Below are 19119 nucleotides of genomic sequence, written 5' to 3' on the forward strand. Positions count from 1 at the left end.
GGGGCCAGCGCACGCGCGGTGAGCAACGGATCGGGCCGCAGCAACACCGCGACCACCACCGCGGCGAGCAGGAAGATCCCGGCAGCCCAGAGGCGGCCGCCCCCTCACCCATGTCCGCACCAGTGCCGTGACCGCTCACGAGGTGTCTTCGAACGCCGGACGGCCCGCGGCCGCCGGACGGGCTTGCGCAATCGAGCCCGTCGAAGGGAGCCCCCCTCAGGCCCTTGATGCCCTTGAGGCCATGGGGGCTCCAGGACACGGCGCAGCCGGAGGCCGCGCGCCATGCCTCAGCTCTGCTGCCGGGACGGCCACCGCAGCCAACCGCCCCACCGCGCAGCCCACCTGCCGCCGACAGCCGATCGGCGTTCCGCGAGCGCGTCCATCACCCGAATGGCCGATCGCGGTGCCACGACCGCCCGGATCCGGGAGAAGCGGTCGGCGGAGATCCGCAAGCTGTTCCGCACCGTCTGCACGTCCTCGGCGAACCCGGCGCCCGCCAGGGGTTGCGGGGCGTAGAGCACCTGCTCCACCGCCCCCGCCACCCGGTGCACCGCGGCCGCCGCCTCCGTGTCGAGCTGTCCCAGCCGGACCACCCGGGCCGCCGTCTTCCGCGGGGTCTGTGAGTCGTCCGGCTCGACGCCGTGGTCCCACGCCGAATCGATGATCTCCAGCCAGGCCGCCAGCGTTCTGGCCGTCACATCGGCCGGCGTGCGCCCGGCGGACGACGCCAGCCTCCGCTTACGCACCCGTACCCGCCACACCATCGGCAGCAATGGCAGCGTGACGACCACCAGCGCGGCCAGAGCCACCCAGACAACGGTGCTCGTCGGGGTCCCCGAGTCCGTGGGACCCGCGGCGGCCGACGCCGCCGCGTTGCCGCAATCGCCCTGCTTGCGCAGCTGCGCCGGGCAGCTCTCCGAGGCGGACGGTGCGGCGGACGGCGCCGCCGAGGCGCCCTGCTCCGGCAGGCTCGGGTCGGCCGCGCTGCCCGAAGGAGCGTCCTGACGGGTATAGCCGGGCGCGTTGCCACGCGTCGGGGTCGGTTCGAACCGGGTCCATCCGACGCCCTCGAAATACAGCTCGGGCCAGGCGTGCGCATCGCGCAGCCCCACCGACACCGCACCGTTCGACTGCACCGTGCCGGGAGTGAAGCCCACCGCGACGCGGGCCGGAATGCCCAGCGTCCGCGCCATCGCGGCCATCGTGAACGAGTAGTGGACGCAGAAGCCCCTCTTCTCCTTCAGGAACCGGCCGATCGCGGCCGAGCCGGTGCCGGAGGTCACCGTGGTGTCGTAGCTGAAGCCGCCCTCCGAAGCGAAGTAGTTCTGCAGCTTCACCGCTCGCTCGTAGTTGTTGGCGGCGCCCTTCGTCAGCCGGTCCGCCGTCTTCTTGACCACCTCCGGCAGCGAGCCCGGCACCTTGGTGTACTCCCGCAGCATCTCGGAGGGCGCGTCGGGGGCCGCGGCGAGCTGGTCCGCGGTCGGCTGCACGACCAGGCTCGACACCTCGTATCGCGCGCCGCTGGTCGTCTGGCCGCGGTCGCCGACGAGGGTGCGCCCCGCGGGTTCGTACCGCCAGTGCCCGCCGATCTTCACCTCGGTCGCGGGGTAGGGGAGCGGCAGATAGCTCTGCTGGTAGGAGCGGGAGGAGGAGATGTTCGACCGGATCTCCGTGACAGCGACATCCGGACTCAGGCCGTCCGGCCCCGGGATCCGCTTCGGCACGTCCTTCAGGCTGCGCCGGGAGGCCCGCCACTCGCTCCCGTTGAACTGGTCCAGGGCCAGGATCCGCAGATAGAAGTCCTGCGGGTTCCGGGAATTGGTGCGGTACGACATCACCTCCCGGTTCTCCGGCTGGTTCAGATTGTTCTGCAGCGAGACCAGCGGGTTCACCGCGGAGATCGTGCCGCCGCCCCTGCCCTTGCCGTTCCCGCTGCCGGTCCCCGCGAGGAACCCGCCGTCGAGAGCGGGCAGGGCCGCCGGTACGGCCACTGCGATGCCCAGCGCCAGCGCACCGATCCGCCGCCCGGTGCGGACCGGGGCGAGCGCCCGGCCGCCCGACACGTCGAGGCCGGCCGCCGCACCGCTCGGTGACCGTCCCGCGCCACCGAAGACCCGTCCCCACTGGGAGATCCGGTCCCGGCCCTCGGCCAGCAGGAGCAGCAGATAGCCGCAGGCGGCGAGCAGGAACCAGAGCCAGCCCGCGCCGCCGCCGCCGGACAGCCCCGCGGCCACCGAGTAGAGCGCCAGGAGCGGCAGCCCGGCCGGGGCCGCGCTGCGAAACGTCACCGCGAGGGTGTCCACGGCCAGACCGATCAGCAGTACACCGCCGACCAGCATCAGCCGGATGCCCGCCGTCGCGGGCGCCGGGATGGCGTACTGCCCCACATCGTCCGCGCCCGCCCGCAGCAGCTCCGCCAGATGCCGTACGGCCTCGGGGCCCGGCAGGAAGCCGACCACGGCCTGCTCCCGTGCGAACACCGCGGTCAGCAGCACCAGGGTGACCAGGAACTGTGCCGCGACGATCAGCAGCCGCGGCAGCGGCACCCGGCGGGCGAGCGCGCCCACCCCGCTCTGGATCGCCAGCAGGACCGCGGCCTGCAGGATCCATCCGGTCGGGTCGACCAGCGGCAGCATCGAACCCGCCGCCAACAGCGTCGCCGTAAAGGCGCACAGCGCCAGCCGACCGCGACCGCTCATGACCGTCCCCTCATGACCATCCACCGGTGAAACCTGTCGTGCCGCCCGGTGCGCCGCCCGACAGCGCGGACTGCGTCACGGAGCTCTGCTGTCCCGCCTGCTGCCACAGCTGGGCGAGATCCGCCCCCGGCCCCACCGCGACCGCTGTCCAGCCCGACTCGCGCAGCTGTCGCAGGCGCTCTTCGGACGCCGCGAGCTCCGCGTCGGACGCGCTGCCGTGCATCCAGGCGGCACTGTCCAGGACGAACGCGACGGCGCCGCCGCTGCGCTGCCGCATTCGGGCAGCCACCGCCGTCTGCTCGTCGTCCACATCGCCGAGGAACGCGACCAGCAGCCCCTCGTTGCCGCCGCGCAGTACGTCGTACGCGCGCGACAGACCGCCTCCGTCGGAGTGGCCGACAACCGCGAGGGTGTCCATCATCAGTCCCGCGGAGTCGGCGGACTCCTGGGTCGATCCGGCGAAGCCGCCCTCGCCCTCGCCCGGCACCGAACTGCCGTCGTCGGTCAGCAGCCGCACCGCGAAGCCCCGCTCCAGCATGTGCACCAGCGCGGACGCCGCCCCCGACACCGCCCACTCGAAGGGCGAGTCGGGCCCGGTCCCCTGATAGGCGATCCGCCGGGTGTCCAACAGCACCGTGCACCTGGCCCGCTGGGGCTGCTCCTCGCGGCGCACCATCAGCTCGCCGTAGCGCGCGGTGGAGCGCCAATGGACCCGGCGCAAGTCGTCGCCGTGCCGGTAGCCGCGCGGAATCACGTCGTCCTCACCGGCCAGGGCGAGTGTGCGCTGCCGCCCCTCGCCGTACCCGGACGCCTCGCCCGACAGCCGCACCGGCGGCAGCGGCTGGGTCCGCGGGACGACGACCAGGGTGTCGTACGCGCTGAACGAACGGGTCAGCTCGCACATCCCGAACGGATCGCTCAGCCGCAGCTGCAGCGGCCCGAGCGGATACCGCCCGCGCAGATCCGACCGGACCCGGTAGGAAACCTCACGCCGACCGCCCGCCTCCACCCGGTCCAGGACGAACCGGGGGCGCGGCCCGAGCACATAGGGCACCCGGTCCTGCAGCATCAGCAGCCCGGTGGGCAGCCGGGACACGTTCTCCATCCGCAGATGCACCCGTGCCTCGGTGCCCGCGGGTACTCGGGACGGGGAGAGCCGCCGGGTGCCCGCGACCCGGTAGCGGGTGCGGAGGAGCACCGTCGCACAGACCAGCGGGAGCACGCTGAGCAGCAGCCCGACCCGCAGCAGATCACCCTGGCCCAGCACATACGCGCAGATCGCGGCCGCGATTCCGGCAGCGAGGAAGGACCGCCCACGCGTGGTCAGCCCGCCCAGCGCGGCCCGCAGACCGCCTTTGCCGTCGCCATCCTCCATCGAGGCGGACCCCCCGGCCGTCATCACGCCCGCCGCGCGCCGGGCGGCTGCTGCCGGCCGTACACCGGCCGGCCCGGCTGGTGCTGCGGCGCCGGGACCGACGTACCGCCGGCCGCGGTCGGCACCGGCGTCTGCTGGAGGATCTCCAGCACGACCTGCTCCGCGGTGCGGCGGTTCAGCTGGGCCTGCGCGGTGGGCAGCAACCGGTGCGCGAGCACCGGGACGGCCAGCGCCTGCACATCGTCCGGCAGACAGTAGTCCCGCCCGGTCAGCGCCGCGGACGCCTTGGCGGCTCGCAGCAGATGCAGGGTGGCGCGCGGCGAGGCGCCGAGTCTGAGATCCGGGTGGTTGCGGGTCGCGCCGACCAGCTCCACCGCGTACCGCCGCACCGACTCGGCCACATGGACCGTCCGCACGGCTTCGATCAGTTTCACGATGTCGTGGGCGTGCGCCACCGGCTGCAGATCGTCGAGCGGCGAGATCCCGCCGTGCACATCGAGCATCTGCAGTTCGGCCTCCGCGCTGGGGTAGCCGATCGACACGCGGGCCATGAACCGGTCGCGCTGGGCCTCGGGCAGCGGATAGGTGCCCTCCATCTCGACCGGGTTCTGGGTGGCCACCACCATGAACGGGTCCGGCAGTTCGTAACTGTGCCCGTCGATGGTGACCTGGCGCTCCTCCATCGACTCCAGCAGAGCGGACTGGGTCTTCGGCGAGGCGCGGTTGATCTCGTCGCCGATCACGATCTGGGCGAAGATCGCGCCCGGCTTGAATTCGAAGTCGCGCCGCTGCTGGTCGAAGATCGACACGCCGGTGATGTCCGAAGGCAGCAGGTCCGGCGTGAACTGGATGCGCCGCACCGAGCAGTCGATCGACCGCGCGAGCGCCTTGGCCAGCATCGTCTTGCCGACCCCGGGGACGTCCTCGATGAGGAGATGCCCCTCCGCGAGCAGCACGGTCAGCGAAAGCCGTACGACCTCAGGCTTGCCTTCGATCACACTCTCCACCGACCTGCGCACCCGCTCCGCTGTGGCGGTCAGATCTGTGAGGCTCGCTCGATCGTCATAGGTCGTCACCCGGCCCTCCTCGGCCCTGCCCCGCGCTCTCAAGGAGCAGGGGATACCCCATTCACGGGCCGATGCGCTGTAGTTGGCCCGGCCCACCCCGATGTGCGGACACCCTCCGGACAGGTCCGGTGGGTGTCACCCCCGCATTCTTGTTGCCGTTGCCGCTTCGTGTCACTCGCCCGTGGACAAGTGGATGCGAAATGTCAGGCTCCAGGCCCTTTTCGGTGCCCGCCGGACGTGCAATCAGGGTCAGGCGACGGGAAGGATCTCGCGGAGCAAGCCGCTGGTCACGTCGAAGACGAAGCCGCGGACGTCGTCGGTGTGCAGCAGGAACGGCGAGGTGCGGACGCGCTGCATGGACTGCCGCACGTCTTGATCCGCGTCCTTGTACGCCTCCACGGCCCAGACCGGGCGCTGGCCGACCTCCGCCTCCAGCTCCTGCCGGAACTCCTCGGTGATCGATTCGAGGCCGCAGTTGGTGTGGTGAATGAGTATGACGCTGCGGGTGCCGAGGGCTCGCTGGCTGATGGTGAGCGAGCGGATCACGTCGTCGGTGACCACGCCGCCCGCGTTGCGGATGGTGTGGCAGTCGCCGAGCGCGAGGCCGAGCGCGTCGTGCAGGTCGAGCCGGGCGTCCATGCAGGCGACCACGGCGACCTTCAGCACCGGCCGCGCGTCCATGCCGGGGTCGTCGAACTCGGCCGCGTAACGGATGTTCGCCTCGACCAGGCGGTCGGTGACGGTCCCGCCGGTACGGGCCTGACCGGCAGCGGATGCGGAGAGCTCGGCGTGGGGGTGCGCGGAAGTCGACATGGATATGACGTTAGCTCGGACCGATCGCTCCGGCGTGCTGTGAGAGCGGACAAAGAACGTCAACGAGGCTTGTTGTGAGGCAACCCACAAGCCTCACAACGAATAGCTCGACCGGGTGATAGGGAGGGCGGGGCGACGCGCTGCCCCGTTGATTGATCGGGAATCGATCGAATGGCAGGGTGGACTAAAGTGACCGGAAGATACCGACACCCTGCACATTCCGAAGATTTCCGCTGTGTGCGCGGCGTACGTACGGCCCGGCCCTCTCCCGCTCGCCGGTCGGCTGACGCCACTTCCCCGGCGCCGGTGGACCTCCCCCTTCCGAGCGGGCGGGGACCAGGCCGTACGTGCCGCCACACGGGACCTGAGCCTGAGAGGGCGCATGAGCCAGACCCGACACGTCCCGGTGATGCTCCAGCGATGCCTGGACCTGTTGGCCCCGGCTCTGGAAGCGCCGGGCCCAGAGCAGCCCGTGGTCGTCGACTGCACCCTCGGCCTCGGTGGCCACAGCGAGGCGCTGCTTGCCGCCTTCCCGTCCGCCCGGCTGATCGCGCTGGACCGGGACAAGGAAGCGCTGCGGCTCTCCGGCGAGCGGCTCGCCCCGTACGGCGACCGGGCCACACTGGTGCACGCCGTCTACGACGAACTGCCGGAGGTGCTCGCCCGGCTCGGCATCCCCAAGGTCCAGGGCATTTTGTTCGACCTCGGTGTCTCCTCCATGCAGCTGGACGAGGCCGACCGCGGATTCGCGTACGCCCAGGACGCCCCGCTCGACATGCGGATGGACCAGACGACCGGCATCAGCGCGGCCGAGGTGCTCAACACCTATCCGCCCGGCGAACTCGTCCGGATCCTGCGCGCGTACGGCGAGGAGAAGCAGGCCAAGCGGATCGTCTCCGCGATCGTGCGCGAGCGCGAGAAGGAGCCGTTCAGCAACAGCGCCCGGCTCGTCGAGCTGATCCGGGACTCGCTGCCGCAGGCCGCCAAGCGCACCGGCGGCAACCCGGCCAAGCGCACCTTCCAGGCGCTGCGCATCGAGGTCAACGGCGAGCTCGCCGTCCTGGAGCGGGCGATCCCGGCCGCGGTGCAGTCCCTCGCCGTCGGCGGCCGGATCGCCGTTCTCTCGTACCATTCACTGGAGGACCGCCTGGTCAAGCAGGTGTTCGCGGCGGGCGCTGCGAACACGGCGCCGCCCGGTCTGCCCGTCGTCCCCGAGCGTTACCAGCCTCGGCTCAAGCTGCTGACCCGCGGCGCGGAACTGCCCACGGAGGAGGAGGTCGCCGAGAACCGGCGAGCCGCCCCCGCCCGGTTGCGCGGCGCCCAGCGGATCCGCGAGGAGGAGCGGTGAGCGCGGCCGGTCCGGCCGGCACGGCACCGGGAGAGCCCGAGGTGGCGCGGTGAGCGGATCGGCCGGACAGCTGAAGGGGCGGGCCGCGCGCCTCGCCCGGCTGATGCCCTCCGGGCCCAGCAACGCGGCGCGTACGCCCTTCGCCCTGCTGGTCGTGCTGCTCCTCGGCGGCGGACTGATCACCCTGCTGCTGCTGAACTCCGCGCTCAACGAAGGTTCGTTCAGGCTGAGTGAACTGAAGAAGCGGACCACCGAGCTCACCGACGAGCAGCAGGCGCTCCAGCACGACGTCGACGGGTACTCGAAGCCCGACGCACTGGAGCGCCGCGCCCGCGAACTGGGCATGGTGCCCGGCGGCGGCCCCGCCTTCCTCGAACCCGACGGCACGGTCCGCGGTGTCCCCTCCGAGGCCGCCGCCCCGCCGGCCCCCGCAGCCCCCCGGCAGACCCAGCAGGCGGCACCCCCGCCGTCCGCCGCCGCCTCGTCCACGTCCACAGCGTCGGCCACCGGTTCGCCGTCGGCCCCGCCCGTGACGAAGTCCAGCACCTCGGCAGCCCCGCCCGCGACGAAGCCCAGCACCTCCTCAGCCCCGCCCGCGCAGCCGCGCACCCCGGTAAACCAGCCCTCGACGAGCCCCGGCAGGTGACGCAGTGCCCTCCAAGGAACCACCGCGCCGCCGGGTCCCCGGCCCCGCGCGTCCCCGCAGCGCAGCAGCCGGCTCCGGTCGCCCCCGGCCCGCCGCCGGCCGCCCCTCGTGCGCAGCGGCCGCGCCCCGCGCAAAGGGGCGCCGCACTCCGCGCAAGGGATCGGCGCGCCCGCTGCGGCTGGGCAGCCCGCGCCCCCGGCTCCGCCTGGTCAGCCTGGCGCTGACGCTCGTCATGCTGGTGTTCGTCGTGCGGCTCCTGCAGGTGCAGGCCGTCGATGCCAGTGCGTACGCGGCCAAGGCCGACAAGAACCGCTACCTCGAGTACACGGTCGCCGCCGAGCGCGGTGAGATCACCGACCGCAGCGGGATCGCCCTGGCCACCAGCGTCGACGCGTACAACATCACCGCCGACCCCAAGATGTTCACACCCGAGGACAGCAAGGCCCCGAACGCACCGGAGCAGGCCGCGGCCCTCCTCGCACCCGTCCTCGGCGTCGAGGCAGCGGAGCTGGCGAAGAAGCTGTCGAAGCCGAAGAGCCGGTACGTGGTGCTGGCACGCCGCCAGACCCCTCAGGTCTGGAAGCAGATCAAGGACCTCAAGTCCGTTTTCGCCGAGAAGGCGCAGAAGGACAGGGCGAACGGCGGCACCGGGGCCAATGTGCTGGCCGGTGTCTTCCAGGAGGCGACCACCAAGCGGGTCTACCCCAATGGCGCGCTGGCCGCCGGGATACTGGGTTACGTCAACGCCGAGGGCAAGGGCGCGGGCGGCCTCGAGTCACAGCTGGACAAGGAGCTCGCGGGCGAGGACGGCAAGATCAAGTACGCCCAGTCCGGCGGCCGCCGGGTGCCCACCGCGGGCACCAGCGAGGTCCCTGCGGTCGCGGGTTCCGACATCGAGCTGACCATCGACCGGGACATCCAGTGGGCCGCGCAGAAGGCCATCACGGACCAGGTGAAGAAGTCCAGGGCGGACCGCGGCTATGTGATCGTGCAGAACGCGAAGACCGGCGAGGTCCTCGCCATGGCCAACGCCCCGGGATTCGACCCCAACGACCTCTCGCAGGCCGACGCGGCGTCGCTGGGCAACGCGGCGCTGCAGGACGTGTACGAACCGGGCTCCACCAGTAAGGTCATGTCCATGGCTGCCGTGCTGGAGGAGGGGGTGGCCACCCCCGGCACCCATGTCACCGTCCCCAACCGGCTGCACCGCGGCGACCGGCTCTTCAAGGACGACATCGACCACGCCACCTGGTACCTGACGCTCAACGGAGTACTCGCCAAGTCCAGCAACATCGGCACCATCCTGGCCACCGGGCAGCTCGGCAGGACCCAGCCGCAGGCCAACAAGGTCCTCTACTCGTATCTGCGCAGATTCGGCATCGGCCGCCCGACCGGGCTGAACTACCCGGGCGAGACCCCCGGCATCCTCGCCAAGCCGCAGGACTGGTCGACCTCGCAGCAGTACACGATCCCGTTCGGCCAGGGACTCTCGCTCAACGCCATGCAGGCCGCCTCGGTCTACTCGACGATCGCCAACGGCGGCGTCCGGATCCAGCCCACCCTGATCCGCGGAACCAAGGGCGCGGACGGCCGCTTCACCCCCGCTGCCGCCCCCGAACAGACCCGGGTGATCAGCAAGAAGACCGCGAAAACACTTGCGGGCATGCTGGAGTCGGTGGTCGGTGACGAGGAGGGCACCGGCACCAAGGCCCGCATCCCTGGATACCGGGTCGCGGGCAAGACCGGTACGGCCAACCGGGTCGACCCGGTCCGCGGCGGCTACCACGGCTACACCGCGTCCTTCGCGGGCTTCGCGCCCGCCGACGACCCGCAGATCACCGTCTACTGCGCGATCCAGAACCCCACCAAGGGAAGCTACTTCGGCGGTCAGATCTGCGGTCCCATCTACAAGCAGGTCATGGAGTTCGCACTGAAGACGCTCCAGACCCCACCGTCCGGCAGCGAGTCGGCCCGGCTGCCTGTGTCCTTCAATCCCGGCGAGTGAACTCGGGGAAACCAGCCAGTGACAACCATCACTCCCGAACCCGGGAACCGGAACGGGAACCACCTGGGCCTTGCCCCCTCACTTAGCGAGACGCCGGGTGCGCCCGGTACGCTCACCGCCGTGCCCCACGCTGAACAGTCCCAAACCCCTCCGAAGGACGCCCCTGTGACCTACCCGGGAGCGCCCCGCCCGGATCGGCTGCGGCCGACCCCCCTCGGTGAACTGGCAGCCCGGCTGGGAGTCGAGCCGCCGGGATCCGGTGAGGTCACCGGCATCACCCACGACTCGCGGGCGGTACGGCCCGGCGATGTGTACGCGGCGCTGCCCGGCGCCCGGCTGCACGGCGCCGACTTCGTCGCCCAGGCGGCCGGCCTCGGCGCGGCAGCGGTTCTCACCGACCCGGCGGGCGCCGAGCGCGCCGCCGCGACCGGGCTGCCGGTGCTGGTGACCAAGAACCCGCGCGGCCGGATGGGCGAACTCGCCGCCGAGATCTACGGGCGGCCCGGCGCCGACCTCCTCCAGATCGGGATCACCGGTACGTCCGGGAAGACCACCACCGCGTACCTCGTCGAGGGCGGCTTCCGTGGCGCCGGACGCAGCACCGGCCTGATCGGCACCGTCGAGACGCGGATCGGTGACGAGCGCATCAAGTCCGAGCGGACCACCCCCGAAGCCACCGATCTCCAGGCCCTTTTCGCCGTCATGCGCGAGCGCGGCGTCGACGCGGTCACCATGGAGGTCTCCAGCCACGCCCTGGTACTCGGCCGCGTCGACGGCTGCGTCTTCGACGTCGCCGTCTTCAACAACCTCAGCCCGGAGCACATGGAGTTCCACTCCGGCATGGAGGACTACTTCCAGGCCAAGGCGAAGCTGTTCACCCCGCAGCGGAGCCGGCAGGGCGTCGTCAACTTCGACGACGAGTACGGCCGCAGGCTGGTCACGGAGGCAACCGTCCCGGTCGTCACCTTCTCCGCCGAGGGCCACCCGGACGCCGATTGGCGCGCCGAGGACGTTGCGGTCGGACCGCTGGGCTCCGCCTTCACGGCCGTCGGCCCCAAGGACGAACGGATCACGGCCAGGGCCCCGTTGCCCGGCCCGTTCAACGTTGCCAACACCCTCGCCGCGATCGTCACCCTCGCCGTCGCGGGCGTCGACCCCCAGACCGCGGCCGACGGCGTCGCCGCTGTCCCCGGCGTCCCGGGCCGGCTGGAGCGTGTGGACGCCGGCCAGCCGTACCTCGCGGTCGTCGACTACGCGCACAAGACCGACGCCGTCGAGTCGGTCCTGCGCTCGCTGCGCAAGGTGACCAAGGGCAAGCTGCACATCGTGCTCGGCTGCGGTGGCGACCGCGACACGACGAAACGTGGCCCGATGGGCGCGGCCGCGGCCCGCCTCGCCGACACCGCCGTCCTGACCTCCGACAACCCCCGCTCCGAGGACCCCCTGGCCATCCTCGCCGCGATGCTCTCGGGCGCCGCCGAGGTGCCCGCACACGAGCGCGGTGACGTCCTGGTCGACGCCGACCGGGCCGCCGCCGTCGCCGCCGCGGTCGCCCGTGCCCGGCCCGGCGACACCGTGCTGATCGCCGGCAAGGGGCACGAACAGGGCCAGGACATCCACGGAGTGGTCCGCCCCTTCGACGACCGTACGGTGCTGCGCGCGGCCATCGCACGGTCCCTGGGGCACAAGAGCGCCGAGAACGCCCCGGAGCTCGCCCACACCCACGAGAACAACAGTCAGGGATGACCAAGTGATCGCCCTTACCCTCGCCGAGATCGCCGAAATCGTCGGCGGGCAGTCGTACGACATACCGGATCCGGCAGTGACCGTCAGCGGGCCTGTCGTCATCGACTCCCGAGAGGTGCAGCAAGGCAGTCTGTTCGTCGCCTTCGCCGGCGAGCGGGTCGACGGCCACGACTACGCGCAGCGCGCCGCCGAGGCGGGCGCGGCAGCCGTACTCGCCACCCGCCCCGTCGGTGTTCCGGCGATCGTCGTCGACGACGTCATGGCCGCGCTCGGCACCCTCGCCCGGACCGTCGTCGAACGCCTCGGCACCACTGTCGTCGCCCTCACCGGCTCCGCGGGCAAGACCTCCACCAAGGACCTGATCGCCCAGCTCCTGGAGCGCAAGGGCCCCACCGTCTTCCCCGCGGGCAACCTCAACAACGAGATCGGCCTGCCGCTCACCGCCCTGCGCGCCACCGAGAAGACCGAGCACCTGGTCCTCGAAATGGGTGCCCGCTACATCGGCGACATCCGCTACCTCACCGGCCTGGTCCCGCCGCGGATCGGCCTCGTCCTCAACGTCGGCACCGCGCACATCGGTGAGTTCGGCGGCCGCGAGCAGATCGCGATCGCCAAGGGCGAGATGGTCGAGGCGCTGCCGGAGGACGGAGTCGCCGTCCTCAACGCCGACGACCCGCTCGTCCTCGCCATGTCCTCCCGCACGAAGGCCCGTGTTCTGCTCTTCGGTGAAGCCGCGGATGCGGACGTACGGGGAGAGAAGGTCCGTCTCACCGACGACGGCCGCCCCGCTTTCACGCTCCACACACCCACCGGGTGCAGCGATGTGACCATGCGCCTGTACGGTGAGCATCACGTGTCGAACGCGCTCGCCGCGGCCGCCGTCGCCCATGAGTTGGGCCTGCCCGTAGACGAGATCGCCCTTGCGCTCTCCGAGGCGGGCACCCTCTCCCGCTGGCGTATGGAGGTCACCGAGCGTCCGGACGGCGTGACGTTCGTCAATGACGCCTACAACGCGAACCCCGAATCCATGCGAGCAGCGCTGCGCGCGCTGGCCGCCATGGGGAAGGGGCGGCGTACGTGGGCGGTGCTCGGCCCCATGGCCGAGCTCGGCGACGCCTCGCTCGCCGAGCACGACGCGGTCGGACGGCTCGCCGTCCGGCTCAACGTCAGCAAGCTCGTCGCGGTCGGGGGCAGAGAAGCCTCCTGGCTGCAACTGGGCGCATACAACGAGGGTTCGTGGGGTGAGGAGTCGGTGCACGTGTCCGACGCACAGGCGGCCGTCGACCTGTTGCGCAGTGAACTGCGCGCGGGAGACGTCGTGCTGGTGAAGGCGTCCCGGTCGGCCGGCCTGGAACGGGTCGCCCAGGCACTGCTGGAGAACTCGACCGAGGGCGAGGTCACCGGCCGATGAGGCAGATCCTCTTCGCGGGGGCCATCGGGCTCTTCCTGACCCTGGTCGGTACCCCGCTGCTCATCAAGCTCCTGGCCCGCAAGGGATACGGGCAGTTCATCCGTGACGACGGCCCGCGCAGCCACGGCAGCAAGAAGGGCACGCCCACCATGGGCGGCATCGCCTTCATCCTGGCCACGCTGATGGCGTACTTCCTGGCGAAGGTGATCACCGGCGAGGAGATGCGCTTCTCCGGTCTGCTGGTCCTCTTCCTGATGACCGGGATGGGCCTCGTCGGGTTCCTCGACGACTACATCAAGATCGTCAAGCAGCGTTCGCTCGGTCTGCGGGCCAAGGCGAAGATGGCCGGCCAGCTGATAGTCGGTATCGCCTTCGCGGTACTGTCGCTCCAGTTCGCCGACGGCCGTGGCAACACCCCGGCCTCCACCAAGCTGTCGTTCGTCACGGACTTCGGCTGGTCGATCGGCCCGGTGCTGTTCGTCGTCTGGGCGCTGTTCATGATTCTCGCCATGTCCAACGGCGTGAACCTGACGGACGGTCTGGACGGCCTTGCCACCGGCGCGTCAGTGATGGTCTTCGGCGCGTACACGTTCATCGGGCTGTGGCAGTTCCAGGAGTCCTGCGCCAACGCGGTCTCCCTGACCAACCCCAACGCCTGCTTCGAGGTACGCGACCCGCTCGACCTCGCGGTCGTCGCCTCCGCGCTGATGGGCGCCTGCTTCGGCTTCCTGTGGTGGAACACCTCGCCCGCCAAGATCTTCATGGGTGACACCGGTTCGCTGGCACTCGGCGGTGCGCTCGCCGGTCTCGCGATCTGCTCCCGCACCGAGTTCCTGATGGCCATCCTCGGCGGCCTCTTCGTGATGATCACCATGTCCGTGGTCATCCAGGTCGGCTCCTTCAAGATGACCGGCAAGCGGGTCTTCCGGATGGCGCCGCTCCAGCATCACTTCGAACTCAAGGGCTGGTCCGAAGTCCTTGTCGTGGTCCGCTTCTGGATCATCCAGGGTATGTGCGTGATCGTCGGACTCGGTCTCTTCTACGCAGGGTGGGCAGCCGCCAAGTGAGCAACCAGGACTGGCAGGGCAAGCACGTCACCGTCGCCGGACTCGGTGTCAGCGGGATCCCCGCTGCCCGTGTCCTGCACGGCCTCGGCGCCGTTGTCACGGTGGTCAACGACGGAGACGACGAGCGTTCCCGTGCGCAGGCCGCAGAGCTGGAGGCGCAAGGGATCACCGTGCGCCTCGGCGACGGGGCGACCCTGCCCGAGTCCACCGAGCTCATCGTCACCACCCCCGGCTGGAAGCCGGACAAGCCGCTCTTCGCAGCAGCCGCCGAGGCGGGTGTCCCGGTCTGGGGCGACGTCGAGCTCGCCTGGCGGCTGCGCGGTCCCGATGCGGCGCCCTGGCTCGCGGTCACCGGCACCAACGGCAAGACCACGACCGTCCGGATGCTCGCCTCGATCCTGGAGGCGGCCGGGCTGCGCACCGCCGCCGTCGGCAACATCGGCGTCTCCCTCCTCGACGCCGTCCTCGGCGAGGAGACCTACGACGTACTCGCCGTCGAGCTCTCCAGCTACCAGCTGCACTGGGCGCCCTCGCTGCGCGCCCACTCCGCAGCCGTTCTCAACCTGGCCCCGGACCACCTCGACTGGCACGGCTCCATGGAGGCGTACGTCGCGGACAAGGGGCGGATCTACGAGGGCAACCGGATCGCCTGCGTCTACAACGCGGCCGACCCGGCCACCGAGGACCTGGTCCGCGGGGCGGACGTCGAGGAGGGCTGCCGCGCCATCGGCTTCACCCTCGGCACCCCGGGCCCGTCCCAGCTGGGCGTCGTCGACGGCATCCTCGTCGACCGCGCCTTCGTGGCCAACCGGCAGAAACAGGCCCAGGAGCTCGCCGAGGTCGCGGACATCAACCCGCCCGCCCCGCACAACATCGCCAACGCCCTGGCGGCCGCGGCGCTGGCCCGCGCCTTCGGCGTCGAACCCAGGGCGGTACGGGACGGCCTGCGGGCCTTCCGCCCCGACGCGCACCGCATCGAACACGTCGCGGACGTCGCGTCGGTGGCGTACATCGACGACTCCAAGGCCACCAACACCCATGCCGCGGAGGCCTCCCTCGCGGCCTATGACCCGATCGTCTGGATCGCCGGCGGCCTCGCCAAGGGCGCCACGTTCGACGAGCTGGTGACCGGCGCCGCCAAGCGGCTGCGGGGCGTCGTACTGATCGGCCGCGACCGGGCGCTGATCCGCGAAGCCCTCGCGCGACACGCCCCCGAGGTCCCGGTCGTCGACCTCGGCCGGACCGACACTGGGGCGATGTCCGAGGCGGTCCGCGAGGCGGCCCGGCTCGCCCGGCCGGGAGACACCGTACTGATGGCCCCGGCCTGCGCTTCGATGGACATGTTCGCCAATTACAACAAGCGGGGCGAGGCATTCGCGGACGCGGTCCGCGCACTCGCCGACGAGAGCGCCTGACGGGCCCGGCCGCCGCGCCGTACTGTCCCGGACAACCGGGTTCGGGCGGCTCCGCCGCACGCCCTGGCCCTCGGCAGCAGCCCTGGGCACGAGCAGTGGAGGGGACAGCGACAATGCCGGCCGACGAGAGCTCCGCCGCGCACGGCAGGGGCCGCCCACGGGGGGCCGCGGGGACCGGCCGGGTGCTCGCCCCACCGGCGCCCGGCGCGCTCGCCAAGCGCGGCAGGCCGGCGGGCACCCGGCAGCCCGCCGTACCGCGCTCCAGGGGCCGCGGCGGTTCCGGCGCCCGCGTCCCCCGCGGCGGCGGTGTGCGGCGGCTGTACGAGCAGGCACGCCGGGCCTGGGACCGCCCGCTGACCGCGTACTACCTGATCCTCGGCGCCGGGCTTCTGATCACCGTGCTCGGGCTGGTGATGGTCTACTCCGCCTCGATGATCAAGGCGCTCGAGCTGTCGAAGCCCGGCACGTACTTCTTCCGCAAGCAGTTCCTCGCCGCCCTCATCGGCTCCGGACTGCTGATCACGGCTTCCCGGATGCCCGTCAAGCTCCACCGGGCGCTCGCCTACCCGCTGCTCATGGGTACGGTCTTCCTGATGGTGCTGGTCCAGGTGCCGGGGATAGGGATGTCGGTCAACGGCAACCAGAACTGGCTCTACCTGGGCGGCCCCTTCCAGCTCCAGCCCAGTGAGTTCGGCAAGCTTGCCCTGATCCTCTGGGGCGCCGACCTGCTCGCCCGCAAACAGGACAAGCGGCTGCTGACGCAGTGGAAACACATGCTGGTGCCGCTCGTCCCGGTCGCGTTCATGCTCCTCGGGCTGATCATGCTCGGCGGTGACATGGGAACTGCGATCATTCTCACCGCAATCCTGTTCGGCCTGCTGTGGCTGGCCGGTGCGCCCACCCGGCTGTTCGGCGGGGTGCTCGCCGTCGCGGGCGCGCTGGCCTTCCTGCTGATCAAGACCAGTCCGAACCGGATGTCCCGGCTCAGTTGCATGGGCGTGAGCGAACCCGGACCCGACGGCTCGTGCTGGCAGGCCGTGCACGGCATCTATGCTCTGGCATCCGGTGGATGGTTCGGATCCGGACTGGGTGCAAGTGTGGAAAAATGGGGCCAACTGCCTGAACCGCACACCGACTTCATCTTCGCCATCACCGGGGAGGAACTGGGGTTGGCGGGGACGCTGTCGGTGCTCGCCCTCTTCGCGGCTCTAGGCTATGCGGGTATCCGCGTGGCCGGACGCACGGAGGAGCCCTTCGTGAGGTACGCCGCGGGAGGTGTGACCACCTGGATCACGGTTCAGGCCGTGATCAACATCGGTGCGGTGCTCGGCCTGCTGCCGATCGCCGGGGTCCCGCTCCCGCTGTTCTCCTACGGGGGATCGGCCCTGCTGCCGACCATGTTCGCGGTGGGGCTCCTGATCGCGTTCGCGCGTGAGGAGCCCGCCGCGAAGGCGGCCCTGGCCATGCGGAGGCCCGGGGTGAGATGGAAGACGATGAGACGGCGCGGCAAGAAGCGTCCGTCCGGAGAGCGGTGAATTTCGGTGCATGTCGTACTCGCCGGTGGGGGGACCGCCGGCCACATCGAGCCCGCGCTTGCCCTCGCGGATGCCCTGCGCAGGCAGGACCCGAGCGTGGGAATCACTGCCCTCGGCACGGAGCGCGGACTCGAGACCAGGCTCGTACCCGAGCGGGGGTACGAACTGGCGCTGATCCCGGCCGTGCCGCTGCCCCGCAAACCCACCCCCGAACTGATCACCGTCCCGGGACGGCTGCGCGGCACCATCAAGGCCGCCGAGCAGGTCCTGGAACGCACCAAGGCGGACTGCGTGGTCGGCTTCGGCGGCTATGTCGCCCTGCCCGGCTACCTCGCCGCCAAGCGGGCCGGGGTGCCGATCGTGGTCCACGAAGCCAACGCGCGGCCGGGACTGGCCAACAAGATCGGTTCGCGGTACGCGCACGGGGTCGCCGTCTCCACCCCTGACAGCAAGCTGCGCGGCGCCCGCTACATCGGCATCCCACTGCGCCGCACCATCGCCACCCTGGACCGGGCCCGGGTCCGCCCGGAGGCGCGCGCCGCCTTCGGTCTCGACCCCAACCTGCCCACGCTGCTGGTCTCCGGCGGCTCGCAGGGCGCTCGCCATCTCAACGAGGTGGTGCAGCGGGTCGCCCCGCTGCTGCAGCGTTCCGGGATCCAGATCCTGCATGTGGTCGGCCCGAAGAACGAATTGCCGCGCATCGACAACATGCCAGGGATGCCGCCCTACATCCCGGTACCGTACGTGGACCGGATGGATCTTGCGTACGCCGCTGCCGACATGATGCTCTGCCGCGCGGGCGCGATGACCGTTGCCGAACTCTCCGCCGTCGGGCTCCCCGCCGCCTACGTCCCGCTGCCCATCGGCAACGGCGAACAGCGGCTCAACGCCCAGCCGGTGGTCAACGCCGGCGGCGGTCTGCTGGTGGACGACGCGGCGCTCACCCCCGAGTGGGTGCAGGGCAACGTTCTGCCGGTGCTTGCGGATCCGCACCGGTTGTACGAGATGTCCCGCGCCGCCGCCGAGTTCGGCCGCCGGGACGCCGACGATCTGCTCGTCGGCATGGTGTACGAGGCGATTGCCGCACGCCGCAACGCGTGAGGCGGACGGGTCCGGGGGTGGTGCCCCTGGACCCGGCATAAGGAGCGAGCGTGGCCGGACCGACGACCGCCCAGCGCGGTGCAGGGCAGCAGGCGGACAACCCGGCCCGCCCACCGCGCCCCACCGGGCGCAGGCGGCCCAGCCGCAGACTGCAAATCGTGATCGCCGTCGCTGTCCTGCTGCTCGCCTCGGGCGTCGTCTGGGCGCTCTACGGATCGTCCTGGTTCCGGGTGGAACAGGTCAGGACCACCGGTGTCGACGTGCTGACTCCCGCGGAAGTGGAGTCCGCCGCGGCGGTGCCGATGGGTGCCCCGCTGATCTCGGTGGACACGGACGCCATGGCCGCCCGGTTGCGCCAGAAGTTGCCTCGTATCGACTCGGTGGATGTCGTACGGTCATGGCCGCACGAAATCGGACTTAAAGTGACCGAACGGCAGCCGGTCCTGTTGGTGAAAAAGGGCGCAAAGTTCATTGAAGTGGACGCAAAGGGCGTCCGCTTCGCCACGGTGGACAAAGCGCCCGGGCGCGTACCGCTGCTGGAATTGACGCCCGATCGGTCGGCCAGCCTGCGCCGCTTCGGCAGTGGCCGGCTGGTGCGGGAGGCGGTCCGGGTCGCGGGCGGACTTCCCCGTGCAGTCGCCAAGGACACCCAAGTCGTACGGGTCACCTCGTACGACTCGATCTCCCTGCAACTGACCGGGGGCCGTACGGTGGTCTGGGGCAGCAGCGAGGAGGGGGCGGTGAAGGCAAGAGTTCTCACCGCTCTCATGAAAGCGGCTCCCAAAGCGGGACACTTCGACGTGAGTGCACCCACTGCTCCCGCCGTCTCGGGTGGTTGACGCACATTTGGCCTGGCCAGCACCCTGGTTGGTCAGCGCTACGGGTGATCAC

At 71.0% G+C, this 19119-nt stretch carries 14 protein-coding genes; 10 read left to right on the forward strand and 4 right to left on the reverse strand.

Annotation, left to right across the window (positions count from 1 at the left end):
* Nucleotides 1-287: 287 nt before the first annotated feature.
* The 4 genes from AB0915_RS10685 to AB0915_RS10700 form a co-directional block, all read right to left on the reverse strand.
* Entirely contained in the window at nt 288-2699 is a 2412-nt protein-coding gene (locus AB0915_RS10685) for a DUF3488 and transglutaminase-like domain-containing protein (RefSeq protein ID WP_366690729.1), read from the reverse strand.
* A 10-nt stretch (nt 2700-2709) separates the two neighbouring features.
* Nucleotides 2710-4074, reverse strand: coding sequence for a DUF58 domain-containing protein (locus tag AB0915_RS10690; protein ID WP_366690730.1), 1365 nt, complete (start codon nt 4072-4074; stop codon nt 2710-2712).
* Between the two features lie 23 nt (nt 4075-4097).
* The gene (locus AB0915_RS10695) at nt 4098-5150 is read right to left on the reverse strand and encodes a MoxR family ATPase (RefSeq protein WP_366690731.1); all 1053 of its coding nucleotides are present in this window, start codon (nt 5148-5150) and stop codon (nt 4098-4100) included.
* A 240-nt stretch (nt 5151-5390) separates the two neighbouring features.
* Nucleotides 5391-5954 carry a carbonic anhydrase gene (locus AB0915_RS10700; protein WP_366135015.1) on the reverse strand — a complete coding sequence of 188 codons (564 nt, stop codon included), beginning with the start codon at nt 5952-5954 and terminating at the stop codon, nt 5391-5393.
* Between the two features lie 382 nt (nt 5955-6336).
* Here AB0915_RS10700 and rsmH point away from each other — a divergent pair, with 382 nt between their 5' ends.
* From rsmH to AB0915_RS10750, 10 genes are all read left to right on the forward strand, one after another.
* The gene (gene rsmH / locus AB0915_RS10705) at nt 6337-7302 is read left to right on the forward strand and encodes a 16S rRNA (cytosine(1402)-N(4))-methyltransferase RsmH (RefSeq protein ID WP_366690732.1); all 966 of its coding nucleotides are present in this window, start codon (nt 6337-6339) and stop codon (nt 7300-7302) included.
* 103 nt (nt 7303-7405) lie between these two features.
* Nucleotides 7406-7948: a cell division protein FtsL gene (locus AB0915_RS10710; RefSeq protein ID WP_366690789.1), complete on the forward strand. Its 543-nt coding sequence runs from the start codon at nt 7406-7408 to the stop codon at nt 7946-7948.
* A gap of 4 nt (nt 7949-7952) precedes the next feature.
* On the forward strand, nt 7953-9953 hold the full coding sequence (locus AB0915_RS10715; protein ID WP_366690733.1) for a penicillin-binding transpeptidase domain-containing protein: 2001 nt from the start codon (nt 7953-7955) through the stop codon (nt 9951-9953).
* Between the two features lie 165 nt (nt 9954-10118).
* A complete protein-coding gene (locus AB0915_RS10720) occupies nt 10119-11699 on the forward strand; it encodes a UDP-N-acetylmuramoyl-L-alanyl-D-glutamate--2,6-diaminopimelate ligase (protein ID WP_366690734.1) in 1581 nt (526 codons plus the stop codon).
* A gap of 4 nt (nt 11700-11703) precedes the next feature.
* The gene (gene murF / locus AB0915_RS10725) at nt 11704-13110 is read left to right on the forward strand and encodes a UDP-N-acetylmuramoyl-tripeptide--D-alanyl-D-alanine ligase (protein WP_366690735.1); all 1407 of its coding nucleotides are present in this window, start codon (nt 11704-11706) and stop codon (nt 13108-13110) included.
* The gene (gene mraY, locus AB0915_RS10730; RefSeq protein ID WP_366690736.1) at nt 13107-14177 is read left to right on the forward strand and encodes a phospho-N-acetylmuramoyl-pentapeptide-transferase; all 1071 of its coding nucleotides are present in this window, start codon (nt 13107-13109) and stop codon (nt 14175-14177) included. The genes murF and mraY overlap by 4 nt, the downstream gene beginning before the upstream one ends.
* Nucleotides 14174-15592: a UDP-N-acetylmuramoyl-L-alanine--D-glutamate ligase gene (gene murD / locus AB0915_RS10735; protein ID WP_366690737.1), complete on the forward strand. Its 1419-nt coding sequence runs from the start codon at nt 14174-14176 to the stop codon at nt 15590-15592. The genes mraY and murD overlap by 4 nt, the downstream gene beginning before the upstream one ends.
* A gap of 113 nt (nt 15593-15705) precedes the next feature.
* Nucleotides 15706-17127, forward strand: coding sequence for a putative lipid II flippase FtsW (ftsW, locus tag AB0915_RS10740; protein WP_366690738.1), 1422 nt, complete (start codon nt 15706-15708; stop codon nt 17125-17127).
* Between the two features lie 6 nt (nt 17128-17133).
* Nucleotides 17134-18228, forward strand: a complete 1095-nt coding sequence (gene murG / locus AB0915_RS10745; protein WP_366690739.1) for an undecaprenyldiphospho-muramoylpentapeptide beta-N-acetylglucosaminyltransferase — start codon at nt 17134-17136, stop codon at nt 18226-18228.
* Between the two features lie 50 nt (nt 18229-18278).
* Entirely contained in the window at nt 18279-19067 is a 789-nt protein-coding gene (locus AB0915_RS10750) for an FtsQ-type POTRA domain-containing protein (RefSeq protein ID WP_366690740.1), read from the forward strand.
* Nucleotides 19068-19119 lie beyond the last annotated feature (52 nt).

The sequence above is a fragment of the Streptomyces sp. NPDC048411 genome, assembly GCF_040704695.1.
Classification (GTDB): Bacteria; Actinomycetota; Actinomycetes; order Streptomycetales; family Streptomycetaceae; genus Streptomyces.

What these genes read in the sequence shown, in the direction of transcription:
- AB0915_RS10685 (WP_366690729.1), bottom strand. Translation starts at nt 2,699, where the DNA reads ATGAGCGGTCGCGGTCGGCTGGCGCTGTGCGCCTTTACGGCGACGCTG.
- AB0915_RS10690 (WP_366690730.1), bottom strand. Translation starts at nt 4,074, where the DNA reads ATGGAGGATGGCGACGGCAAAGGCGGTCTGCGGGCCGCGCTGGGCGGG.
- AB0915_RS10700 (WP_366135015.1), bottom strand. Translation starts at nt 5,954, where the DNA reads ATGTCGACTTCCGCGCACCCCCACGCCGAGCTCTCCGCATCCGCTGCC.
- rsmH (WP_366690732.1), top strand. Translation starts at nt 6,337, where the DNA reads ATGAGCCAGACCCGACACGTCCCGGTGATGCTCCAGCGATGCCTGGAC.
- AB0915_RS10710 (WP_366690789.1), top strand. Translation starts at nt 7,406, where the DNA reads ATGCCCTCCGGGCCCAGCAACGCGGCGCGTACGCCCTTCGCCCTGCTG.
- mraY (WP_366690736.1), top strand. Translation starts at nt 13,107, where the DNA reads ATGAGGCAGATCCTCTTCGCGGGGGCCATCGGGCTCTTCCTGACCCTG.
- ftsW (WP_366690738.1), top strand. Translation starts at nt 15,706, where the DNA reads ATGCCGGCCGACGAGAGCTCCGCCGCGCACGGCAGGGGCCGCCCACGG.